Annotated in this window: 14 protein-coding genes; 6 read left to right on the top strand and 8 right to left on the bottom strand. The window is 44.1% G+C overall.

What is annotated here, in order from left to right; genetic code table 11:
• Positions 1 to 62 precede the first annotated feature (62 nt).
• Together hutH and hutG are read left to right on the top strand one after the other, a co-directional pair.
• Positions 63 to 1,604 (top strand): histidine ammonia-lyase, encoded by a 1,542-nt coding sequence (gene hutH, locus LXO72_RS00155; RefSeq protein WP_233331177.1) that lies wholly within the window; start codon positions 63 to 65, stop codon positions 1,602 to 1,604.
• 87 nt (positions 1,605 to 1,691) lie between these two features.
• Positions 1,692 to 2,678 carry a formimidoylglutamase gene (gene hutG / locus LXO72_RS00150; protein ID WP_233331176.1) on the top strand — a complete coding sequence of 329 codons (987 nt, stop codon included), beginning with the start codon at positions 1,692 to 1,694 and terminating at the stop codon, positions 2,676 to 2,678.
• 102 nt (positions 2,679 to 2,780) lie between these two features.
• On the opposite strand, the gene LXO72_RS00145 is transcribed toward hutG, so the two are convergent.
• The 5 genes from LXO72_RS00145 to LXO72_RS00125 all read right to left on the bottom strand — a co-directional run bounded on the left by LXO72_RS00145 (position 2,781) and on the right by LXO72_RS00125 (position 12,513).
• Entirely contained in the window at positions 2,781 to 5,717 is a 2,937-nt protein-coding gene (locus tag LXO72_RS00145) for an AAA family ATPase (RefSeq protein ID WP_233331175.1), read from the bottom strand.
• Between the two features lie 132 nt (positions 5,718 to 5,849).
• On the bottom strand, positions 5,850 to 6,725 hold the full coding sequence (metF, locus tag LXO72_RS00140; protein WP_125374500.1) for a methylenetetrahydrofolate reductase [NAD(P)H]: 876 nt from the start codon (positions 6,723 to 6,725) through the stop codon (positions 5,850 to 5,852).
• A gap of 70 nt (positions 6,726 to 6,795) precedes the next feature.
• The gene (metE, locus tag LXO72_RS00135; RefSeq protein ID WP_233331174.1) at positions 6,796 to 9,045 is read right to left on the bottom strand and encodes a 5-methyltetrahydropteroyltriglutamate--homocysteine S-methyltransferase; all 2,250 of its coding nucleotides are present in this window, start codon (positions 9,043 to 9,045) and stop codon (positions 6,796 to 6,798) included.
• A gap of 699 nt (positions 9,046 to 9,744) precedes the next feature.
• Positions 9,745 to 11,358: a glycoside hydrolase family 13 protein gene (locus LXO72_RS00130; protein ID WP_233331173.1), complete on the bottom strand. Its 1,614-nt coding sequence runs from the start codon at positions 11,356 to 11,358 to the stop codon at positions 9,745 to 9,747.
• Positions 11,359 to 11,472: 114 nt separating this feature from the next.
• A complete protein-coding gene (locus tag LXO72_RS00125; RefSeq protein ID WP_233331172.1) occupies positions 11,473 to 12,513 on the bottom strand; it encodes an acyltransferase family protein in 1,041 nt (346 codons plus the stop codon).
• Between the two features lie 120 nt (positions 12,514 to 12,633).
• Here LXO72_RS00125 and pabB point away from each other — a divergent pair, with 120 nt between their 5' ends.
• The 4 genes from pabB (at position 12,634) to LXO72_RS00105 (ending at position 17,108) form a co-directional block, all read left to right on the top strand.
• A complete protein-coding gene (gene pabB / locus LXO72_RS00120) occupies positions 12,634 to 14,364 on the top strand; it encodes an aminodeoxychorismate synthase component I (protein WP_233331171.1) in 1,731 nt (576 codons plus the stop codon).
• A complete protein-coding gene (locus LXO72_RS00115; protein ID WP_154857386.1) occupies positions 14,361 to 14,975 on the top strand; it encodes an alpha/beta fold hydrolase in 615 nt (204 codons plus the stop codon). The genes pabB and LXO72_RS00115 overlap by 4 nt, the downstream gene beginning before the upstream one ends.
• 408 nt (positions 14,976 to 15,383) lie before the next feature.
• Positions 15,384 to 16,292 carry an ABC transporter ATP-binding protein gene (locus tag LXO72_RS00110; RefSeq protein ID WP_154857384.1) on the top strand — a complete coding sequence of 303 codons (909 nt, stop codon included), beginning with the start codon at positions 15,384 to 15,386 and terminating at the stop codon, positions 16,290 to 16,292.
• A 63-nt stretch (positions 16,293 to 16,355) separates the two neighbouring features.
• A complete protein-coding gene (locus LXO72_RS00105; RefSeq protein ID WP_233331170.1) occupies positions 16,356 to 17,108 on the top strand; it encodes an ABC transporter permease in 753 nt (250 codons plus the stop codon).
• A 20-nt stretch (positions 17,109 to 17,128) separates the two neighbouring features.
• Here LXO72_RS00105 and LXO72_RS00100 read toward each other — a convergent pair whose 3' ends face one another.
• The 3 genes from LXO72_RS00100 to LXO72_RS00090 all read right to left on the bottom strand — a co-directional run bounded on the left by LXO72_RS00100 (position 17,129) and on the right by LXO72_RS00090 (position 20,281).
• A complete protein-coding gene (locus LXO72_RS00100) occupies positions 17,129 to 18,016 on the bottom strand; it encodes a sensor histidine kinase (protein WP_233331169.1) in 888 nt (295 codons plus the stop codon).
• Positions 18,016 to 18,705: a response regulator transcription factor gene (locus LXO72_RS00095; RefSeq protein WP_233331694.1), complete on the bottom strand. Its 690-nt coding sequence runs from the start codon at positions 18,703 to 18,705 to the stop codon at positions 18,016 to 18,018. Before LXO72_RS00095 ends, LXO72_RS00100 begins: the two co-directional genes overlap by 1 nt.
• A 136-nt stretch (positions 18,706 to 18,841) precedes the next feature.
• Entirely contained in the window at positions 18,842 to 20,281 is a 1,440-nt protein-coding gene (locus LXO72_RS00090; RefSeq protein WP_233331168.1) for a 6-phospho-beta-glucosidase, read from the bottom strand.
• Positions 20,282 to 20,564: the final 283 nt, after the last annotated feature.

The following is a 20,564-nucleotide window of genomic DNA, read 5'->3' as shown; positions in this document are numbered from 1 at the left end:
GGTATTCAAACTGAAGTAAACACATCTACTTCTACAGAACAATTCATAATCGGAGGTTTTATATGACTCAATTGATTCATTTAGATGGTAACAGCTTAACACTGGAAGAAGTCATCGCCGTTGCTCGGCACGGTGCCCAAAGTGAGTTAGATGAAGCGGCAAAAGAAGCTGTCATTGCATCTCGTAAAATTGTTGATGATATCGTCCGTGAAAAACGAGTCGTCTATGGTGTAACCACTGGATTTGGCTCCCTCTGTAATGTCAGCATTTCTCCAGAAGATACTGTCCAACTGCAAGAAAACTTGATCCGTACTCACGCATCTGGTTTTGGTGATCCACTTCCAGAAGATGCTGTTCGTGCCATCATGCTCATCCGGATCAACTCGCTCTTAAAAGGCTATTCTGGCATTCGTCTGTCAACCGTTGAAAAACTGTTAGAATTGCTTAACAAAGGAGTGACTCCTTATATCCCTGAAAAAGGCTCTCTTGGAGCTTCTGGAGACTTAGCACCACTTGCCCATATGGTTTTACCAATGCTAGGTCTTGGACATGCCTACTACAAAGGTCAACTCTTGAGCGGTCAAGAAGCTCTCGACCAAGCTGGTATTGAAAAGATCCAATTGGCTGCCAAAGAAGGACTTGCCTTGATCAATGGTACGACTGTCCTAACCGGTATCGGCGCTCTTGCAACCTATGATGGTATCCAATTGCTCAAACTATCTGACATTGCCGGTGCTCTTTCAATGGAGGTCCACAATGGTATTACCAGCCCATTTGAAGAAGACCTTCATACCATCCGTCCTCAAAGTGGACAATTGGCAACTGCTCGCAATATCCGTAATCTCCTTGAAGGAAGCAAGAACACAACGGTAGCAACCCAACAACGGGTACAAGATCCTTATACACTCCGTTGTATCCCTCAAATCCATGGAGCCAGCAAGGACTCTATTGCTTACGTGAAAACAAAAGTTGAAATTGAAATCAACTCTGTAACAGATAACCCAATCATTACCAAAGAAGGCCACGTCATCTCCGGAGGTAACTTCCACGGTGAACCAATGGCTCAACCATTCGATTTCTTAGGTATCGCCCTTTCTGAAATCGGTAACGTATCTGAACGTCGGGTGGAACGCTTGGTCAACAGCCAGCTCAGTAAATTGCCATCCTTCTTGGTCAAACACCCTGGTCTCAATTCAGGCTTCATGATTACCCAGTATGCTTGTGCCTCCCTTGCATCCGAAAACAAAATCTTGTCTCACCCAGCAAGCGTAGACTCAATCCCATCATGTGAAAACCAAGAAGACTTCGTCAGCATGGGAACTACTGCCGCTCGTAAAGCAGCTGAAATCCTCAAGAATTCACGCCGCATCGTTGCGACTGAAATTATGGCAGCCTGCCAAGCTTTGGATCTCAAACCAGAAAATCATGAACTTGGTAAAGGTACAAAACCAGCCTATGACATGATTCGCAGCAAGGTGGCCTTCATTGAATTTGACAAGGATATCGAAATCTTCGAAGAACTCAATAAAGCATCTGCCGTTGTCGAAAGTGAAGAATTCTTAGCAACCATCGAAAAAGTAGTTGACTTAAGCATTCAATACTGATACAGTAAGGATACAGCAGAAAAAGGCTGAGAAAATTTCTCAGCCTTTCCCTTTCTAGCCAAATACAAACAAACGGAGGCATGTAACGTGCTTAGAGATTATTACCCAATGACTTACAGTTATTACCAAGGCAGTATTGAGGACAATCCTTATACAGCCAAATGGGGAATGCTGACGAAGTTTTTGGATTTAAATGATGAAACCTTGACTCCTTTTGAAGAAGTCACCTTTGGAATCCTAGGTTTTAAAAGCGATAAAGGAGTCTATATCAATAACGGTCGCGTCGGTGCTGTCGAAAGTCCTAATGCTATTCGCACCCAACTCGCCAAACTTCCTTGGCACTGGGGCACCAATGTTACGGTTTTTGATGTCGGAAATATCGATGGCCCCAATCGTTCTCTTGAAGATTTGCAAGAGAGCCTCTCTCTAACTGTCAAACGGATGTTGGAGCTAAATATTCAACCAATCGTCCTCGGTGGAGGGCACGAAACGGCTTATGGTCACTATCTGGGCCTCAAATCCTCCTTGCAACCAGATGAACAATTGGCTGTCATCAACCTAGATGCTCACTTTGACCTGCGTCCTTACGACCAAACTGGTCCCAACTCTGGAACAGGATTTCGCCAAATGGCAGACCACGCAAAAGAAGAGAGCAAAGATTTCCCTTACTTTATCTTGGGCATCCAGGAACACAGCAACAATTTGTTCCTATTCAACTATGTGGCAAAAACACCAAGCATTGATTTCTTAACAGGACAAGATCTCTTCCGGATGAGCCACCAGGCCATTCTTAATCGGATTGATCAATTCTTAGAAAAACAGACAGCGGTTTACCTCTCTATCGATATGGATTGCTTTGCCGTTGGTTCTGCCCCTGGCGTCAGTGCCATCCAGTCACTTGGTGTGGATCCAAAACTAGCCCTGATGTTGCTCCAACACATTGCAGCTAGTGGCAAACTGATTGGCTTTGATATTGTGGAGGTTTCTCCTCCTCATGATATTGACAACCATACCTCCAACCTTGCTGCAACCTTTATCTTTTACTTGACCCAAATCTTGTCTCAACAAAAATAAGATACAAAACCTCTCTAACATACAAAAGGCTTATCAACATCCATCCCTTGGGTGTTGATAAGCCTTTTTTTATTCTTCCTTCATAACATTTGATGAGCTACACTAGAGATTTTTTAATCTCTTGAGGAAGGGACGGTCTCTATACGGAGTCAGGTGTTGCTCTGCCAGTTTCTTGTAGTAGTCCTTATCTTCTTTCAAGAAAGCACTCAAAGCAGGATTCAGTTGCTCTCCTTGCTCCTTCTGGGCCGCCAAGAAGGCCAAGAGATAATACACCATCCCCTTGTCTCGTGCATTCGTCGTTTGCTTCATGGCTCCTTCTTTACGAGATAGGTAAGTTGCCACCTTCTCTTGCTCTCCGAAATGACAGGCAATTAAGGATTGATAAAATCCGAGCAATTCTTCCTTCCAAGGGAAGCGAACGCCGGACAAAACCTTTTGAGCCCTGTCAAAATAGAAGCGGGCTTGGACCAAATCTCCCTTCCAATAGTAGGCAATCCCAAGATCAATTTCAAACACCACTCGGACTGAATCAACAGATTGATCTCCCACCAAGCGTAGGACCTCTTCCAAATGGGTGACAGCTACTTGAAAATGCCCTCTCACTTGCTCTATTTCAGCCAGGTAGGCTAAAGATGCTGCAATTTGAATGGCATACTTGGCCTGCATGCTATTGGTCAGACTAAAGCAATCAATGGAGCGATAGAGGTGGCGGGTCGCCTGCTCCTCATCCCCTACCATCAAATGGTACAAACCCTTCAAGCGTAACTGAATCGCAATCGCTTCATGGTTGTTGGCCTGAATCGCATCTTCTAAAGCCAAATCTGTGTAATAGGCCATTTCAGAAATATTTTCTGTTTGAATGCAATAATAAATGATTTGCCGGTAACCTTCTAAAAGGAAGTCGAGCCGTTTGAGTTCCCGCGCATAGGAGATGACCTTTTGAATATCATGAATTCCCTTTTGGTACTCACCGCTTCGAATGAAGTAGCGCCCCTCTAGATACAAGTAGCGCAGTTGCAAATACTTGTAGTCTCTATCCTTTTGGTGTCGTGAAAAAAGCTGATCCAGTTCTCGACGAAGACGAGAGAGCTCCCCAAAAATGTCCAAATGGCTATTTTCACCATCTGATACTACTCCCTCTTCTCCCTTGGAGTATATTGGGAATAGTTCATGTTCCAACTGGAGGATTTCTTCTAAGTAGGTCAGCTCAAAGGATAGGGAACGCAAGAGATTTTGGGACTGCTTGTATTGGTAAGCAATTTCCTTATAGAAGAGCAGGTCTGTCGAATCTTCTAAGGTTTCTTCCAGTTTTTGCGCGATTTGTTGGTGGAAGAGACGCCGTCTGGCTGGTGACAGGAGTTGGTAGAAGTACATGGCTACCAACTGCTTGCAAAATTGGACCAAGAGATCCTCCCCTTCCTCCACTATTGAGATGATTCCTCTTTGAGCTAAAGGATCTAATAATGCAGTTAAAACAGAAAGATCTGTAGCTGTCAAATCGGCCAAGATAGACATGGATATCGGCTTATGAAAACAAGACAAATAATGAAGAAGGGACTCCTCCTCACTGCTCAAGTCACCCAGCTCTTGAGACAGACAGGCTTGAATAATATCTGGTAAGGGCTCTAAACTTTCCTTCTCTTTCCACTCTTCTATATAGCTGGACAGCAAGAAGGGACTACCTTCACTCCACTCCATCATCTGCTCGATCAGGGCTGGTTCTATCTGCCCCAGTTGGCCTTGCAAGAGTAATCGACTTTCACTCGGATCAAAATTGGTCAACTCTAGCTGGGACAACCGTCTCTCGACTTTTAAACTCCCAAAGAAGGTGAGCAAGAATTCCGGCAAGGGCCCTTCTGCTGTAACAATCAGTTGCCACTTTTCCCCGCTACTTTTCTCCTCTAATTGCTTCACTTTGTCGAATGAGGCCTCATCCATCCACTGGGCATTTTCAAGAAGAATCAAGAGAGGTTTTTCTTGGCTAAGTCTTTGAAGGTGCTTCCGGACAGCAGGGAGATCGTCCACTTTTCCTAGAGGAGGAACTTCCAAGTCCCCACTCACTTTCTCTAGGGAAGCTTTGAGGTCACCCCAGATTCCTCCTTCTTCTTTGCGGCTACCGACTTTGCCTTCCACCTTGACAAAGCTAAAACTGCGATTGGACATCAAGACCAATTGACGCATCAAACGTTTCTTGCCTGTTCCCGATCGCCCCATGACCAAGAGAGGGCCAACCGCTTCCCCCTTCTCTACCAAGGAGAGGTATTCTTCCAGTTGGGACAGTTCTTGTTTGCGACCAAAGAAAGGGAGTTCTCGGACATTCATACGATTGCTCTGTTTATGGGTACGTTTAGCTTCCAAAACAGAATGATACAGTTCTTCTATCGCTCGACTGGGACGAACATTCAGCTCACGATCCAATAAATCAACCAACTTGTAATAGGTCTCAAAAAATTTCCCCAGCTGGTGATGGACTCTATAATACTCCATCAAGAGTTGGTAGTTCTTTTCTTCAAATTCATCCAGCTCTACTAAATGGTGGAGTAAGGACTCTATACCAGGGTCTCCCAGCCCCTCCTTGTCAATCTTTTGATAACAGCTTTCAATATAGAGTTGCTTATAAGCGCTCCGTTTGCGCGAAGCCCACTGGTCAAAGTCCTCATCATCCTTGACATAGAAGCCTTCTAGAAAATCTCCCTGATAAAGATGTAAATTGCTTATGGGATCCCTTTCAAAAAGCTGAACATCCAAAGAAAGATTCAGCTCAGGATTAAGGGCCAGACTGCTCCTACTTGGAGAAACAATGACATCTCCTTCAAAGATTTTATTAGCTTGGTAAACAGTATTCCGTAGATTTTTCCGAGCGACTTGGTTTTCCTTATCCCCCCAGAGAATACCCGCAATTTCATCACGGTTAACCTCACCCGATACAGCTAAGTAATAAAATAAAGCCTCCATCTTCGAGAAGGAAAAACGGATGTCTTTCCGTTGGAAAACAACCTTAGGGGGTCCAAATAACTTCAACGTGAGTTCTCTCTTCATTGCAAGCGCCTCCAAAATCTTCATATTAATACTATAAAAAAAAAGTTGTCATTTAGCAAGCGATTGGCCCAAGTAAAAAAGAGACTGAGAAAAATTTTTCTCAATCTCTACAATTCCTACTTAGACTGTTGATTAAATCACTTCCAAGTTTGGTTGGTGTTCAAATAAAGCTTTTGTTGCATGGTGGACATGATAGGCTACATCTTCATTGTTCATGGTGTAGAGATGGACACCGGCAACATCTTGTGTGACCAAATCAACGATTTGATCCACCGCATAGGCCAAACCAGCCGCACGAAGGGATTCTGGATCATGTTCATACTTATCCAGGATGGCTTTGAACTTCCGTGGGATATGAACATTTTCACAAGTCTTCAACAAGCGAAGGGCCTGGTTTCTGTTAAGAATTGGCATCACCCCTGCATGAATGGGAACATCAATTCCCGCCAAGGTACACTTATCTTGAAAATCGTAGAAACGCTCATTGTCAAAGAAAAGCTGAGTCACTAGGCTCGAACATCCAGCATCCACTTTCTTTTTCAGATTTTGAATATCTGAAATTTGGTTTGGCGAATCGGGGTGACCTTCTGGGTAACAAGCACCGATCACATCAAAGTGAGGAGCTTCTGTTTTAATAAATTCAATCAAGTCCGTTGCATAACGAAAGTCTTTTAAAGGCTCAATACCAGGAATAATATCACCACGAAGGGCCAAGATCCGATGAACCCCTACTTGATCTAATTCATGAAGGGTATCTGCTACTTTTTCCTTGCTTAGATAGATGGCAGGTAAGTGGGCAATGGTCGGAATAGACAATTCATTCTGAATATGATTGGCTAAAGCAACCGTCGTCTCTTTGATATTGTATTTATTATTGCTAGCTGTCACACTGATAAAGTGTGGAGCTAATTCCTGCATATTTTCCAAGGCACGTAAGAGCTTGGCATTGCCTACTTCAGGATTTGGAGGGAAAACCTCAAAGGAGAGCGACGGTGTTTGCTTAGTCATCAAATGTATTCCTTTCTTGATTGAGCAATCTTTTTTTACTATCGAGCAAGCTTAGGAATTTCTACTTGCTTTATAGCGCTTTACGAGCAGCTTTTGCCGCTTCTACAAGACGGATTAAGCTTTCTTTTGTTTCTTTAATTCCACGTGTTTTCAAACCACAGTCAGGGTTGATCCAAACTTTTCTGCTTGGTACTTTAGCAAGGATAGCTTCGATAGTGTGATCGATTTCGCCTTCGTTAGGCACACGAGGTGAGTGGATATCGTAAACCCCAGGTCCAACTTCTGTTTGGAAGTTTTTCGCTTTGAGTTCGTCCAAGATTTCAAGGTTTGAACGGCTTGCCTCAAATGAGATGACGTCTGCATCCATGTTGTCGATCGCTGGGATGATATCTGTAAATTCTGAATAACACATGTGCGTGTGGATTTGTGTGTCTGGCGCTACTGTTGAATGTACCAAACGGAAGGCTGGAATAGCCCAGTCAAGGTAGTCTTCGTACCAGTCACTACGACGGAGTGGCAATTTCTCACGAAGAGCAGCCTCGTCGATTTGGATAATCTTCACGCCTGCAGCTTCAAGGTCAAGAACTTCATCCTTGATGGCAAGAGCGATTTGAAGAGTAGAATCCTTGATAGAGATGTCTTCACGTGGGAATGACCAGTTAAGGATGGTAACAGGTCCAGTCAACATACCTTTAACAGGTTTGTCCGTACGGCTTTGTGCGTAGCTAGACCATTTGACAGTGATTGGGTTGAGACGAGTCACATCACCCCAGATGATTGGTGGTTTAACCCCGCGCATACCGTATGATTGTACCCAACCATTCTTAGAGAAGAGGTAACCTGACAAGTTTTGACCGAAGTACTCAACCATGTCATTACGCTCGAATTCACCGTGTACAAGCACGTCAAATCCAACTTCTTCTTGCCATTTAATCCATTCGTCGATGGTTTCAGCAAGGAAGGCATCGTATTCTTCTTGTGACAATTCACCCTTACGGAAGGCCAAACGCTTCGCACGAACTTCCTTCGTTTGAGGGAAGGATCCGATGGTTGTTGTTGGAAGGGCTGGAAGTTTGAATGCTTCTTCTTGGATTGCTTCACGTTCAGCGAAGACTGGCAAACGAGTGTAGTCTGCTTCTGTCAATCCAGCAATACGTGCACGAAGTTCTGCATTTGCTCCGACACGTTCTGTCGCAAAGAGTTCTTTGTTTGCTGCAAGAGCTTCTTCACCTTGACCATTGCGGATAGCATCCAAGTCACGAAGTTCTTCCAATTTTTCAACAGCAAAAGCAAAGTGATTCAAGATAGCTGGCTCAAAGTCTTCATTAGCTGTTGTAAATGGCACATGAAGCAGTGAGCAAGAAGTTGTCAAAACAATGTTTTCAGCTGGTACTTGTTTCAAGATTTCCAAGCTTGCTTCGTAGTTGTTACGCCAGATGTTCTTACCATTGACAATCCCTGCATAAAGAGTCTTGTCAGCTGGGAAGCCACCTTTAACGAGTTCAAGAGTTTTCTTCCCTTCAACGAAGTCCAAACCAATCGCATCTACTGGCAAGTTCACAAGGTCAGCGTAGATGTCACGTACATCACCAAAGTAAGTTTGGATCAAGACCTCAAGACCTTTCTTGTCAGCCAAGAGTTTGTTGTAGAGGTTCAAGAAGAGAGCTTTTTCTTCAGCTGACAAATCTTTAACAAGAGCAGCTTCGTCCAATTGAATACGAGTTGCACCAAGCTCTGCCAATTTAGCAAAAACATCTTGGTAAGCAGCTACTAAGCTATCCACGAAGTCTTCAGCTTTCACGCCTTCTTCGAAGTCTGATAATTGAAGGAAAGTGAATGGCCCAACCACAACCGGACGAGTATCGAGACCCAATTCTTTGGCTTCTTGGTACTCATCAAAAATCTTGTGACCAGCCAATTTAACTTCTGTTGTTTTTTCAAATTTTGGAACGATGTAGTGGTAGTTGGTGTTGAACCATTTCTTCATTGGAAGAGCACGCACATCCCCTTTTTCACCTTGGTAACCACGCGCCAAAGCAAAGTAGCGTTCAAGGTCAGACAAGTCCAAGTTTTGAACAGATGCAGGAACCACGTTGAAGAGGAAAGCAGCATCTAGGAAGTTGTCATAATGTGAAAAGTCATTTGATGGGATTTCAGTAATGCCTTTTTCTTTGACAATGTTCCAGTGTTTGGCACGCAATTCTTTTGCAGCATCCAACAAATCTTCAGCTGTAATTTCGTTTCTAAAATATTTCTCAGTTGTAAATTTTAGTTCGCGGAATTCACCCAAACGAGGGAATCCGATGATTGTAGTTGACATGTTTTGTCCTCCAAAAATTCAAGTTAAGTCTATCTTATCAGAAGAAGCCCCTTCTGTATAATTGCTTTTCAATGGTTTATGGTATAGCCAGAAGCTATAACCTTATAGATCAAGGGTTTCCGCCACTTGTCATTGACCAGAACTAATAGTTCTTATAAAAAATAACTATAAGGTTTCTACCAGACAGACTGAGCCCCCTCCCATTGGACAGTCCTCGTCTCCGCTAAAACAAAAAAAGAAGCTATCTGCTTCTTTTAGAATGTAGATAAACATTTCTTTACATAAAATAGCTAATTTATTTTTCAAAAAAATTGGTTTCTTTTTTAGTCATTCAAGCAGATCTAAAACTTTCCGCTGTGAGAAAAGTGCCTGAAACAATTGCGTTTTAGGCACTCGGGAGTTTTGGGAGTAAAACAGTTTGGGAAACTGTTTTAGCCTGAGCTTTGAAATTAATAAGCGAAGGGGTTCAAAACAAATTGAACACGGGCTGCGGATTGTGTCAAAAAGATAAGTTTTCCTAGAATCAAAAGATTCTGCGTCAAACTTCCTATTTTGACTTTATCCGCAGACGCCCTTTGTATCTTGATTTAGTCATGGAACTTCTACGAAGTTCGCTGACGTCCGTACTCACCTAAGGAAAGTTTTAAATAAGACTTTATATGCAATCTGAAAAGCTATACGCTTCTTTTTTGTAGGCCCTTAAGCTTCCCTTAGTTGAACACAAAAAGCATCCCAAGGTTCCAATACTTTTGTCTGTTTGACCTGCTCTACATTGGTATTGCTAATGAGGATCTCCTGATAGTCTTCCTCCAGTTCAAAGCTCTGGACTTGACTAGACAAATTGACCACGACCAAGTAGCACCGGTCCCCATCTACTCGTTTGTAGGCAAAGACTTGATCAGTTGTATCCACTAGCTCAAAGTCTGCAGAGATCAACCAGTCTTGCTCCTTACGGAGGGCAACCAATTGTTGATAGGTATAGAAAATGGATGAGGGATCAGCCAAAGCCGCTTCCACGTTGATTTCCTGATAGTTTGGATTAGCAGCTAGCCAAGGTTGACCGGTTGTAAAACCAGCCTGTGGCTGCTTGGACCACTGCATCGGAGTCCGAGCATTGTCCCGGCCAATATGTCGGATCTGGTCCATAATGGTATCTAGCTCCACTCCCTTTTCTAAGCTTTCCTTGGCGTAGTTAATAGACTCAATATCTTCGATTTCGTCTAGGCTCTTAAAAGGATAGTTGGTCATGCCAATTTCTTCCCCCTGGTAGATATAAGGTGTCCCTCTCATCAAATGAAGAAGAATGGCTAGGGCCTTAGCGGACTTCACCCGATAGACTTGGTCATCTCCCCAGGCAGAAACAATCCGAGGGAGGTCATGGTTGTTCCAAAAGAGAGAGTTCCAGCCTTCGTCCATGCCCAGTTCCGTCTGCCACTTGTTAAAGATTTCTTTCAACTTAGGAACATTGAGCTTCTTCGCATAGTGCCATTTGGGCTGCCCCTCTTGGAAGAGAAGCCCGATGTGTTCAAATTGAAAGACCATTGACAATTCCTCATTGTCAGGACCAGAGTATTGCTTGGCAATCTCAGGTGTCGCTCCCCAGGTCTCCCCGACCGTTAACAAATCCTTATCCCCGAAAGTCGCTCGATTCATTTCTTTCAGATAAGGGTGGAGCATGGGACCATTGGCTACGATCTTCTGATCAGGAATTTTCCCAATCATGTCGATGACATCCATTCGAAAACCACCGATCCCCTTGTTGATCCAAAAGTTCATCATGTCATAAATCTTCTGCCGAAGGGTCTCATTTTCCCAATTCAGGTCCGGTTGCTTCTTACTAAAGAAGTGCAAATAATATTGCTGGGAAGCCTGATCAAATTCCCAAGCTGAACCACTGAAGGTAGAGACAAGATCATTGGGTTGGTCCCTCCAAATATAGTAGTCCCGCTCTGGACTGTTTGGACTTTCCTTGGCTTCGATAAACCAAGCATGCTCATCAGATGTATGGTTGACCACCAAATCCATGATCATCTTAATACCGCGCTTTTGCCCCTCCGCAATCAATGTTTCCATATCTTCCATGGTGCCAAAGATGGAAGCAATAGCCTCATAATCAGATATATCGTAGCCATTATCATCCATAGGGCTTTGGTAGACAGGAGACAGCCAAATAGCCGTAATGCCTAACTTCTCCAAATAATCCAGTTTACTGATGATCCCCTTGAGGTCACCGATTCCATCTCCATTGCTATCTAAAAAACTCTTGGGATAGATTTGATAAATCACGGCATCATGCCACCATTTTTTCTTCATGCGCTTCTCCTTTTTGACTTTATTTGTAATCCCTTACATCATAACCAAACTAGAAAAGAATTGCAACCCTCAGCTGACCTATCAGTCTCACTTAAAATAGAAAAGAAAGTCTCTTTAGAGACTTTCTTTTTCAAGACTTCTGTTTTTCTTTTCTTTTTGCCAATTGTGATAAGAGAGCATGGCCAATCCAAAGAGATGACTACCAAACAAGGCCGTCACAAAAATCAACTTGCCCCTGTCTGGATAAGAAAGCGGGACATTGCTAAAGCCATAGCGAGCCCATTCGATAAAGATCGGATGCGAAAAATATAGCGCCATGCTCATCTTCTTTAAGTACTGCAAATCATAGCTTTTCAAAAAGGACGATCGCAGGCAAGCATTAACCAAATAGACCGTCACAAAGGGAAGGAGCAAGAAAAAGTTCTTATCGATTCCTTCATGTTGAAAAATGAAGAGGCCTTCTAAACAGAAGAGTCCAAAGGCAAGGGCCACTTTTTTCCAACGGTGAACCCTAAAGGTTTGATCATAAAAATGATCATACAGATAGTAACCCATATAGATAAAAACAGGCGTGTAAAAGAGACCATTTCGCGCTGTGAAAAATAAATTGCTGTAGAGCTGGTATCCCTTGAGAAGACTCGTGGTGTCCAGATAAGCTGAATAGGTCTCGATCAAACCCCAGCAGTACAGAAGAAAGGTGATCACCCCCGTCCAAACCATACCTAGGCGTTTGACTAATTGATTGACCAAAAACAAGCCCAGCAAAAAGGCTGGGATATACCAGAGTTGGTAGCACATTCCCAGATAGAGAAGAGCAATCAGAACGCCTGCTGGAAAGAGATAGACAGGGAGATGGAGACTAGAAAAAAAGACCCAGGCATAGGGAAGATAGACACAACTCCAAAATAAATAGGTTTTTACGATTTTGACTAGATAGGCCTTTATATTCCTTGCATCTCTTAGTGATGGCTTGAGGAAAAAGCTGGCACAGACGATAAAAAATGGCACCGCTAGCCGTCCAAGGATACTCTTGAGACCAAAATGCACCGGCTCATAGGAAGTTAAGCGACCACTATGCACCAAAATCACTGCAATCGCAAAGAGGTATTGAAAAAGACTAATACTGGAAGTGTTATAGAGGGAATTCTTTTTCATGGTCCTACTCCTTCGCCAAATGCAGATTCTATGGTTATTTTAGCATGAAAGAGAGGACCAAGCAAGGAATCCTTGCCTCCTTATCTACCTTTTTTCCTCTATTTTTGATATACTCAAAGCATGCATAAACAAACAATTATTGATTTTAAAGAGCTTGGATTGCGACACATTTTCACCAAGCCCCTAAAGGAATTAAAAACAAGAGACCTCGGCCAAGTAGAGACTCTTCTGAGAGAGGTGGAAGCCTATCAGGAGGCTGGTTTTTATGCCGTAGGCTATGTCAGCTATGAAGCCGCTCCTGCTTTTGAGAAAAAATTAGCCGTTCACCCAGCACTTCTCATGGGAGAGTATCTCCTCTATTTCACCATCCACGAGAAAGTCGAGACCCTTCCTTTCCCAGAGGACTATGAAGCAGTGAATCTTCCAGCTAATTGGCAGGAAGAGGTAGAGGCGCCTGCTTATAAAAAAGCCATCGAGACCATCCATCACCATATCCGCCAAGGGGATACCTACCAGGTCAACTACACCGTCCAGCTTTCTCAAGAGCTAAAAGCTGACCCTTTGGCCATCTACAATCGCTTGGTGGTAGAACAGAGGGCCCATTACAATGCCTTCATCCAGCACGATGATGTGGCCATCCTCTCTATTAGTCCTGAGCTCTTTTTTGAACAAGATGACAGGCTACTGACCACGCGCCCTATGAAGGGTACGACTCGTCGTGGGCTTACCAACCAAGCCGACCTCAAGGAAGCCGCTTGGCTAGAAGCCGATCCCAAAAATCGAGCAGAAAACATGATGATTGTGGATCTCCTCCGCAATGACATGAACCGGATTTCGGAAATTGGAAGTGAGCAGGTGACCCATCTCTGCCAGGTTGAGCAATACTCTACTGTTTGGCAGATGACGTCGACCATTGAAAGTCGCTTACGCCCCGAAGTCGACCTTGTCCAAACCTTCCAGGCCCTCTTTCCTTGCGGTTCCATCACAGGGGCACCGAAGATTTCCACTATGGAAATTATTCAACAGACAGAGGTTGCTCCTCGTGGCGTCTACTGTGGAACAATCGGTATCCTTCTTCCAAAAGGCAAACGAATTTTTAATGTGGCCATTCGAACCCTTCAAATGCAAGGGCATCAAGCCATCTATGGCGTAGGGGGAGGCATCACTTGGGACAGCAAATGGGAAAGTGAATACCAGGAGACCAAGCAAAAGTCTGCTGTCCTCTACCGACAAGAGCCTCGTTTTGACCTCTTGACAACTGGTCGTATCCACCAAGGAGAACTGACCTTCCTGGAGCAACACCTGACCCGTTTGAGAGAGGCCAGCCGCTACTTTGCCTATCCTTATGATGAGCCAAAACTCCTGAAAGAACTTCAAGAAGAGCTTGCTCGTTTGGATTCCAACCTTGACTATCGTTGTCGGATTGCCTTGCAAAAAAACGGGTCCTTCCAGCTGGCTATCACCGAGCTGAAGGACTTGCCAGCTAGCTATCTACAGGCTCAACTAAGAAAACAAACTGCTCCATTAGACCGACCTTTTACCTATTTCAAAACGAGTCAGAGAGACCATCTCAGCCAGTCAGATCACGAGCAGATCTACTATTTAGAAGACGGGACCTTGCTAGAGACAACCATCGGAAATCTCATCCTAGAAATTGACGGCCAGCGCTACACGCCTCCAGCTCACCTTCCTCTACTCGACGGGATTTACCGCCGCCATCTCTTAGAAACTGGACAAGTAGAGGAAAAACTGTTAACGCTGAAGGATTTAGAAGTTGCTGACCAAGTCTATGCCTGCAATGCCCTGCGTGGCCTCTATCCACTCGATTTCACTAGAGAGGAGTCAGAATGAAACTTATTTTTTTACATGGCCTAGGCCAGGATGCCCACTCTTGGAAAGGGGTCCAAGATGCACTTTCCCCCTTGCAATCTGAATCTTTCGCTATTTTCTCACATCCAAGCGAAAGCTACCAGGAGGCCAAAGAAAGATTGACGGAGTACCTCCAACAAGAAAGCGAACCCTTTATTCTGGTCGGACTCTCACTGGGAGGCGTTCTCGCTCTCGAACTCTCCAGCCAAGACTTGCCACAACTCAAGGGCTTGGTGCTTTCAGGGACGCAATACAAACTCAGCACCAATCTCCTCTATAGGCTCCAAATTCTCCTATTTCGTATGATTCCCAAGCGTGTCTTTGAAAAGCAGGGTGCCAATAAACAGCACATGTTGCAAATCTTTACCGAATTAAAATGTCTCAATCTAACCGATACCGCTAAAACCTGCCCTCTTCCTAGCTTAGTGATTTGTGGCAGCAAGGATGGGGCCAATCAGGCTTCTTCTAAAAAGTTGGCAAATCTCCTGCCTAAAGGTCACTATCTAGAAATCGCAGACGGAGGCCATCTACTCAATACTCAGAAACCCCATGAACTGGCAGAAGCTATCAAAGAGTTTGTCGCTAGGTTTTAAAATGAGGAGGCTAGCTTAAAAAACTGTTCCTCTTAATGTAGATAACGTATTTTTTCATGTTACATAACTTAAAAATCAAGAAATGTTTATATTTTTAAGTTATGCATGAATATCTAGAGGCTTTCCGCCGTGAGAAAAGTGCCTGAAACACAATTGTTTCAGGCACTCGGGAGTTTTGGAACCTTAGGTCCAAAACTAAGTCATGGAACTTCTTCGAAGTTCGCTGACGTCCATACTCACCTAAGGAAAGCCTCTAAGAAAATTTATTCTTAAAGTCACGGCTAACTTTTAAAAGGTTAGTCTTTTTTTTTAGAAATATTTTAGAATTGCTTGATAGTTATTTGAAAAGCAAGCTGTATACTAAGAGTGTAAAGAAAACAACTAGTCATTTGGACGAAGGAGAAAACCATGGAAAAAGTATTAGAAATTTCCCATTTGAGTAAAAAATTCGGTCATCAATACGCCTTAAATGATGTGAATCTCACTATTCGCAAAGGCGACGTCTACGGCCTGATCGGTAAGAACGGGGCAGGGAAAACCACCCTCATCAAGGTCATCACCCAGCTGATTCAAGAAACTGACGGAAGCGTCTCCCTCTTTGCTTCTAAAAATCGCTCCCAGTGGACACAAGCCCTGAAACGGGTCGGATCTGTCATTGAAAGTCCTGTGGCTCACAAGCATATGACCGCCTACCAAAACTTAGTCTACTATTGCAAGGCTCGCCATATCCCCAATCCCGACCAGGTCATCAAAGAAACCTTGAACTATGTTGGCCTGAATAATACGGGTAAGAAGAAATTCCGCGATTTTTCACTCGGGATGAAACAACGGTTGGGAATTGCGATTGCGCTCATTGCCAAACCCGACTTCCTCATTTTGGATGAACCCATCAATGGCCTAGATCCTGTCGGGATCAAGGAATTCCGTCAGATGATCAAACGCCTCAATGATGAACTCGGCATGACCATCCTTATTTCCAGTCACATCCTGTCCGAACTTTATCTGGTTGCCAATCGCTTTGGTATTGTCGACCAAGGACGCCTGATCAAAGAAATTAGCAAGGCCGAATTCGAGGAACAGGGAGAAGATTACATCATTCTCAAGACCAGCCAGCTAGCCCTTGCGAGTCAACTGATCCAGGATCAACTCCATCACCGTATCAAGGTCATCGATAAGGATGGAGAAATCCATATCTTCGGACAGACTCACGATATTAAAGTCATTGTCAAAGCCCTCGTTCAAGCGGATATTGACGTGGACGAAATCTACTATGCCCGCCAAGATCTGGAAAAATTCTTTACGGACTTAGTAGACTAAAAGCTACCAAAACACTTACTTCCTGTATTACATTTTCCACACATTTCATTTAGGAGATTTATCATGTTGCATACTATTCAAGCAGATTTTTATAGACTTTTTCGCTCCAAAGGCTTTTGGATTACAGAAGCCATTCTCGTTCTCAATATCCTGTCTGGAGTCATCTTTGGAGCTACCGGACACGTCGGTGTCAATACGGAATCAAAATTACCCCAAGCGACAGAAGTTTGGACGGGCTTTAAAGCCTTGACCAACTACTCCTCCAGCATCAGTGTGACCATTCTCTTTACCATTATTGTCATCACCTTGGTCCTGGGAACGGACTTAACGCAAAACTTATACAAGAATAGTCTGTCCTATGGCGTTTCTCGTACCAGCTACTACTTTGCCAAAAGTGCCGTTGTTCTGACCATTGCTCTCTTTCAATTTCTCGTTTCTTATGGTCTCGTCTTCTTGATTGCGACCCTCTACAATGGACTTGGGACCATGCCAGAGCACTTCTTCGCTCATTTTGGACTGACCCTTCTGATTCAGTTCCTCTGCACCTTGGCTTGGGTCAGTATTATTTCCTTCCTCCTTTACGCTAGCCAATCCATCACCTTGGCTTTCGTTGGCTACTTCGTTGGAAATATCTTCTTAAGCCTTCCTGCGCTCTTCTTTAAAGACATCGACATTTTGCACTATCTAAACTTGGAATTTCAATATTCCATGGTCCAAAGTACGACAGCAACCAACAATACCCTCTCTATCGCCCTTGGCTTCATCCTTGTTTTCGGCTTCCTAGGACTGTCTACTTTTAAACACAAAGATTTATAACAAAAAGACTTGAGCGGTGCTCAAGCCTTTTTTCTTAGTGTAATGGTCAAGATAAACCAATCTGCCTCCGTTGCCAGTTGCAAGTCACCCCCCAAGATTTCTACAAAATTTTGAATAATGTAGAGACCCAAGCCAGAAGACTCTTCTGTATCCGACAGATTTTCTGAGTAGAAGCGACTAGCCAATTGGTCTAAGTGCTGGATCGGTTGTTGCACAATATTGCGTAGCTCGACCCGAATCGTGTCCGCGTCCGACATCAAGGTCAAACGTGCATGCTCCTTCCCATGCTTGAGGACATTGCTGAGCATATTTTGCAAGAGGCGCTCCCAAAGCTCTGGATCGGTAGCATAATGGAGATGTTCTTCTAACTCTACCTCTAAGGCAATCCCCGCCTCAGACAAGCTATCATAATACTGGAATAACTGCTGGGTTAGCACTTGGCTGAGATTAACGTCTGAAAGCAGAGGCTGGATGGCTCCCTCCATCAAGCGTCTGTATTCCAAGAGAGACTCTAGGCGTTTTGAGACGACCTGAAGATTGGAAGCAATTTTCTTCAGCTTTTCCTCTTCTTGCGTCCCGCTCTTGATAATTTGTTGGGTATAACCAGACGCAATGGTCAAAGGCGTCCGAATATCGTGAGCTATATTACTGATGGCCATATCCAAGGTCTTCTTCTCTTGAAAGGCAATCCGATTGGTCCGCTCGATCTGGTCAAAGAGCTCACTGACCTGCTTGGTCAAGGCGACCAATTCTTTTTTTGAAACACGTGACGTCAACCGTACTCCACTCCCATTTTGGAGCTTATCTTGGATTTGCTCCTGCAAATCTTTTAAGGCAGAAAGCAGGCGAAGGTAGCCCAGTCCCAAGAGGAGGACTAGGATGACTAGAACTAGAAGCAATCCCCACATTACTGGTCTCCTTTCAAGCGAACACCCAAGCCCCAGACGGTTTCAATATAATCCTCATTAGGATCGAGCTGAGCAATTTTCTTTCGGAGATTGCTCAATTGGGCATTAAGGGTATTGTCTCCTGGCAGATAGACTTCTTCCCAGACCGCCTCATACAATTCTTCCTTGGTGAAAATTTTCTTTGGATGTGCCAGCAAGGTCTCAAAAATTTGAAATTCTTTTTTGCCCAAGCGAAGCGTCTGTTCGCCAGACTCCAGTTCAAAGGTTTCTGGATTCAGGATCAAATTCTTAAAGGATAGCTTTTGCGACACTTGAGATACCTGTGCTACCGTCGTTTGATTTCTTAACTGCACCGTCACCCGAGCTGCCACTTCATCCAGATTAAAGGGCTTGACAATATAATCATTGGCACCTGCAAGGAGATACTGGCTAATGAGGTATTTGTCTCCAAGAGCGGTCATCATGATAACAGGCACCTGACTCTGCAAACGGATCTCCTCAAGGACCTGGTCCCCATTTTTCCCTGGAAGCATGATATCCAGAAGGACCAAATCAACGGCTTCTTGCTGGAAGAGCCGCAGCCCTTCTGTACCTGAAAAAGCCTGAAGGACCTCATGATCTTCACTTAAGAGACTGTATAAAATTTCTTGGATATCATTATTATCCTCGATTAATAAAATCCGTACCACTTGCCTCACTCCTTTTTCCCTTGAACTCCAAATCATTTCTATTCCCCTAGCCTATCAAATAAAGGGACCTTCGTCAATCAAAAATGCAAAGAAAACACTCGATCAAGAAGAACTTTCCTCCTAATCGAGTGTTGCATTAGTGAACAGAAGCCCCATTTGTCGCAATGACTTCTTTGTACCAATAGAAGGATTTCTTACGGGAGCGATCCAAGCTTCCCTTACCTTCATTGTCCCGATCGACATAGATGAAGCCGTAGCGCTTCTTCATTTCTCCTGTCCCGACAGAGACCAGGTCAATACAGCCCCAAGTCGTATAACCCCAGAGGATAACGCCATCTTCGTTGATGGCCTCCCGCATGGCCTTGATGTGGGCAGCCAGGTAATCAATCCGGTAGTCATCCTCAATCTCCCCGGCTTCATTTGGGGTATCAACGGCGCCTAGTCCATTTTCTACAATAAACATGGGTTTTTGATAACGATCCCAGATGGTGTTGAGGGTAATGCGGAGACCAAGAGGGTCAATCTGCCAACCCCATTCTGAGCTTTCTAGGTAGGGATTCTTCAGAGAGGCAAAGATATTGCCCGCTGTTTTCTCTTTTTCAGCTGGATCCCCTGAAGCGACCCGACTGGCATAGTAGGAGAAGGAAATAAAGTCTACCGTGTGTTTTTTCAACAATTGAAGGTCCTGTTCCGTCATCTCAACCGTGATTCCCTGACGCTCCCACTCTTTCTTGGCATAGTTAGGGTATTCCCCACGCGCCTGCACATCGATAAAGAAATAGTTCTTACGATCTTCTTCTAGACCAGCCCATACATCCCGCGGAGCACAGGTATGCGGATAGTTCTGACCCGCTGCTAGCATACAACCGACCTTATTGTTAGGGTCAATCTCATGGGCTAGCTTGGTAGCAATGGCTGAAGCGACCAATTCATGGTGAGCCGCCTGGTATTTGACCTGCTCCTCATTCTCCCCTTCTTCAAAGCAGAGACCCGCTCCCATAAAAGGCGCATGGAGGATCATATTGATCTCATTAAAGGTTAGCCAGTATTTGACCAAGCCCTTGTAGCGAGTGAAGAGGGTCCGGCAAAGACGTTCATAACATTCCAACATCTTGCGACTACGCCACCCTCCATACTCGGTAATCAAATGCATGGGACAGTCAAAGTGGGTAATGGTCACCAAGGGCTCAATCCCATACTTATGACATTCCTTAAAGAGGCCTTCATAGAACTGTAGACCCGCTTCATTTGGCTCTAGTTCATCTCCTTGTGGGAAGATCCGAGACCAGGCAATGGACAAGCGATAGGTTTTAAAGCCCATTTCCCCAAAGAGCGCAATGTCTTCCTTGTAGCGATGGTACATATCAATGCCATCTTTAGCCGGATAAAAATAGCCCTCTTCAAAGTCGAACATCTTTTTCTGACCCGTAATAATGGCGTGACGATCAGGCCCAATCGGCACCACATCCACATTAGCCAAGCCACGGCCGTCTTCATTATAAGCTCCCTCACACTGGTTAGCAGCCGTCGCACCACCCCAAAGGAAACCATCTGGAAATTGAAGTTTATCGGTCATCTCTCTACCTCACTTGATTTGATAGTTCTATTATACCCTTCTCTAACCCGAAAATCTTACAGCATCCTAAGAAAAACTGATACTATTCTAAGATTGTTTTTGTTCACGTGCAACACAAAAAGACCGGAGGACTCCGATCTTATAGGATGTATACAAATTGTTTTTCACCTAATTTAATATCAGCTTTTCTGAAAAAATAAGAATGATTCCTATTTTTTAATCGTACAGAATAAACTGAAACTTTCCGCCGTGAGAAAAGTGCTAGAAACACGATTGTTTCTAG

The organism is Streptococcus sp. XMC, from assembly GCF_021341835.1.
In the GTDB taxonomy this organism is placed as follows: Bacteria; Bacillota; Bacilli; order Lactobacillales; family Streptococcaceae; genus Streptococcus.
Note: the sequence above shows the minus strand (reverse complement) of the source record. Positions and strands in the feature narration are given on the sequence as shown.

What these genes read in the sequence shown, in the direction of transcription:
- hutH (WP_233331177.1), top strand. Translation starts at nt 63, where the DNA reads ATGACTCAATTGATTCATTTAGATGGTAACAGCTTAACACTGGAAGAA.
- pabB (WP_233331171.1), top strand. Translation starts at nt 12,634, where the DNA reads ATGCATAAACAAACAATTATTGATTTTAAAGAGCTTGGATTGCGACAC.
- LXO72_RS00115 (WP_154857386.1), top strand. Translation starts at nt 14,361, where the DNA reads ATGAAACTTATTTTTTTACATGGCCTAGGCCAGGATGCCCACTCTTGG.
- LXO72_RS00100 (WP_233331169.1), bottom strand. Translation starts at nt 18,016, where the DNA reads ATGTGGGGATTGCTTCTAGTTCTAGTCATCCTAGTCCTCCTCTTGGGA.
- LXO72_RS00130 (WP_233331173.1), bottom strand. Translation starts at nt 11,358, where the DNA reads ATGAAGAAAAAATGGTGGCATGATGCCGTGATTTATCAAATCTATCCC.
- LXO72_RS00105 (WP_233331170.1), top strand. Translation starts at nt 16,356, where the DNA reads ATGTTGCATACTATTCAAGCAGATTTTTATAGACTTTTTCGCTCCAAA.
- metE (WP_233331174.1), bottom strand. Translation starts at nt 9,045, where the DNA reads ATGTCAACTACAATCATCGGATTCCCTCGTTTGGGTGAATTCCGCGAA.
- metF (WP_125374500.1), bottom strand. Translation starts at nt 6,725, where the DNA reads ATGACTAAGCAAACACCGTCGCTCTCCTTTGAGGTTTTCCCTCCAAAT.
- LXO72_RS00125 (WP_233331172.1), bottom strand. Translation starts at nt 12,513, where the DNA reads ATGAAAAAGAATTCCCTCTATAACACTTCCAGTATTAGTCTTTTTCAA.
- LXO72_RS00090 (WP_233331168.1), bottom strand. Translation starts at nt 20,281, where the DNA reads ATGACCGATAAACTTCAATTTCCAGATGGTTTCCTTTGGGGTGGTGCG.
- LXO72_RS00110 (WP_154857384.1), top strand. Translation starts at nt 15,384, where the DNA reads ATGGAAAAAGTATTAGAAATTTCCCATTTGAGTAAAAAATTCGGTCAT.
- LXO72_RS00145 (WP_233331175.1), bottom strand. Translation starts at nt 5,717, where the DNA reads ATGAAGAGAGAACTCACGTTGAAGTTATTTGGACCCCCTAAGGTTGTT.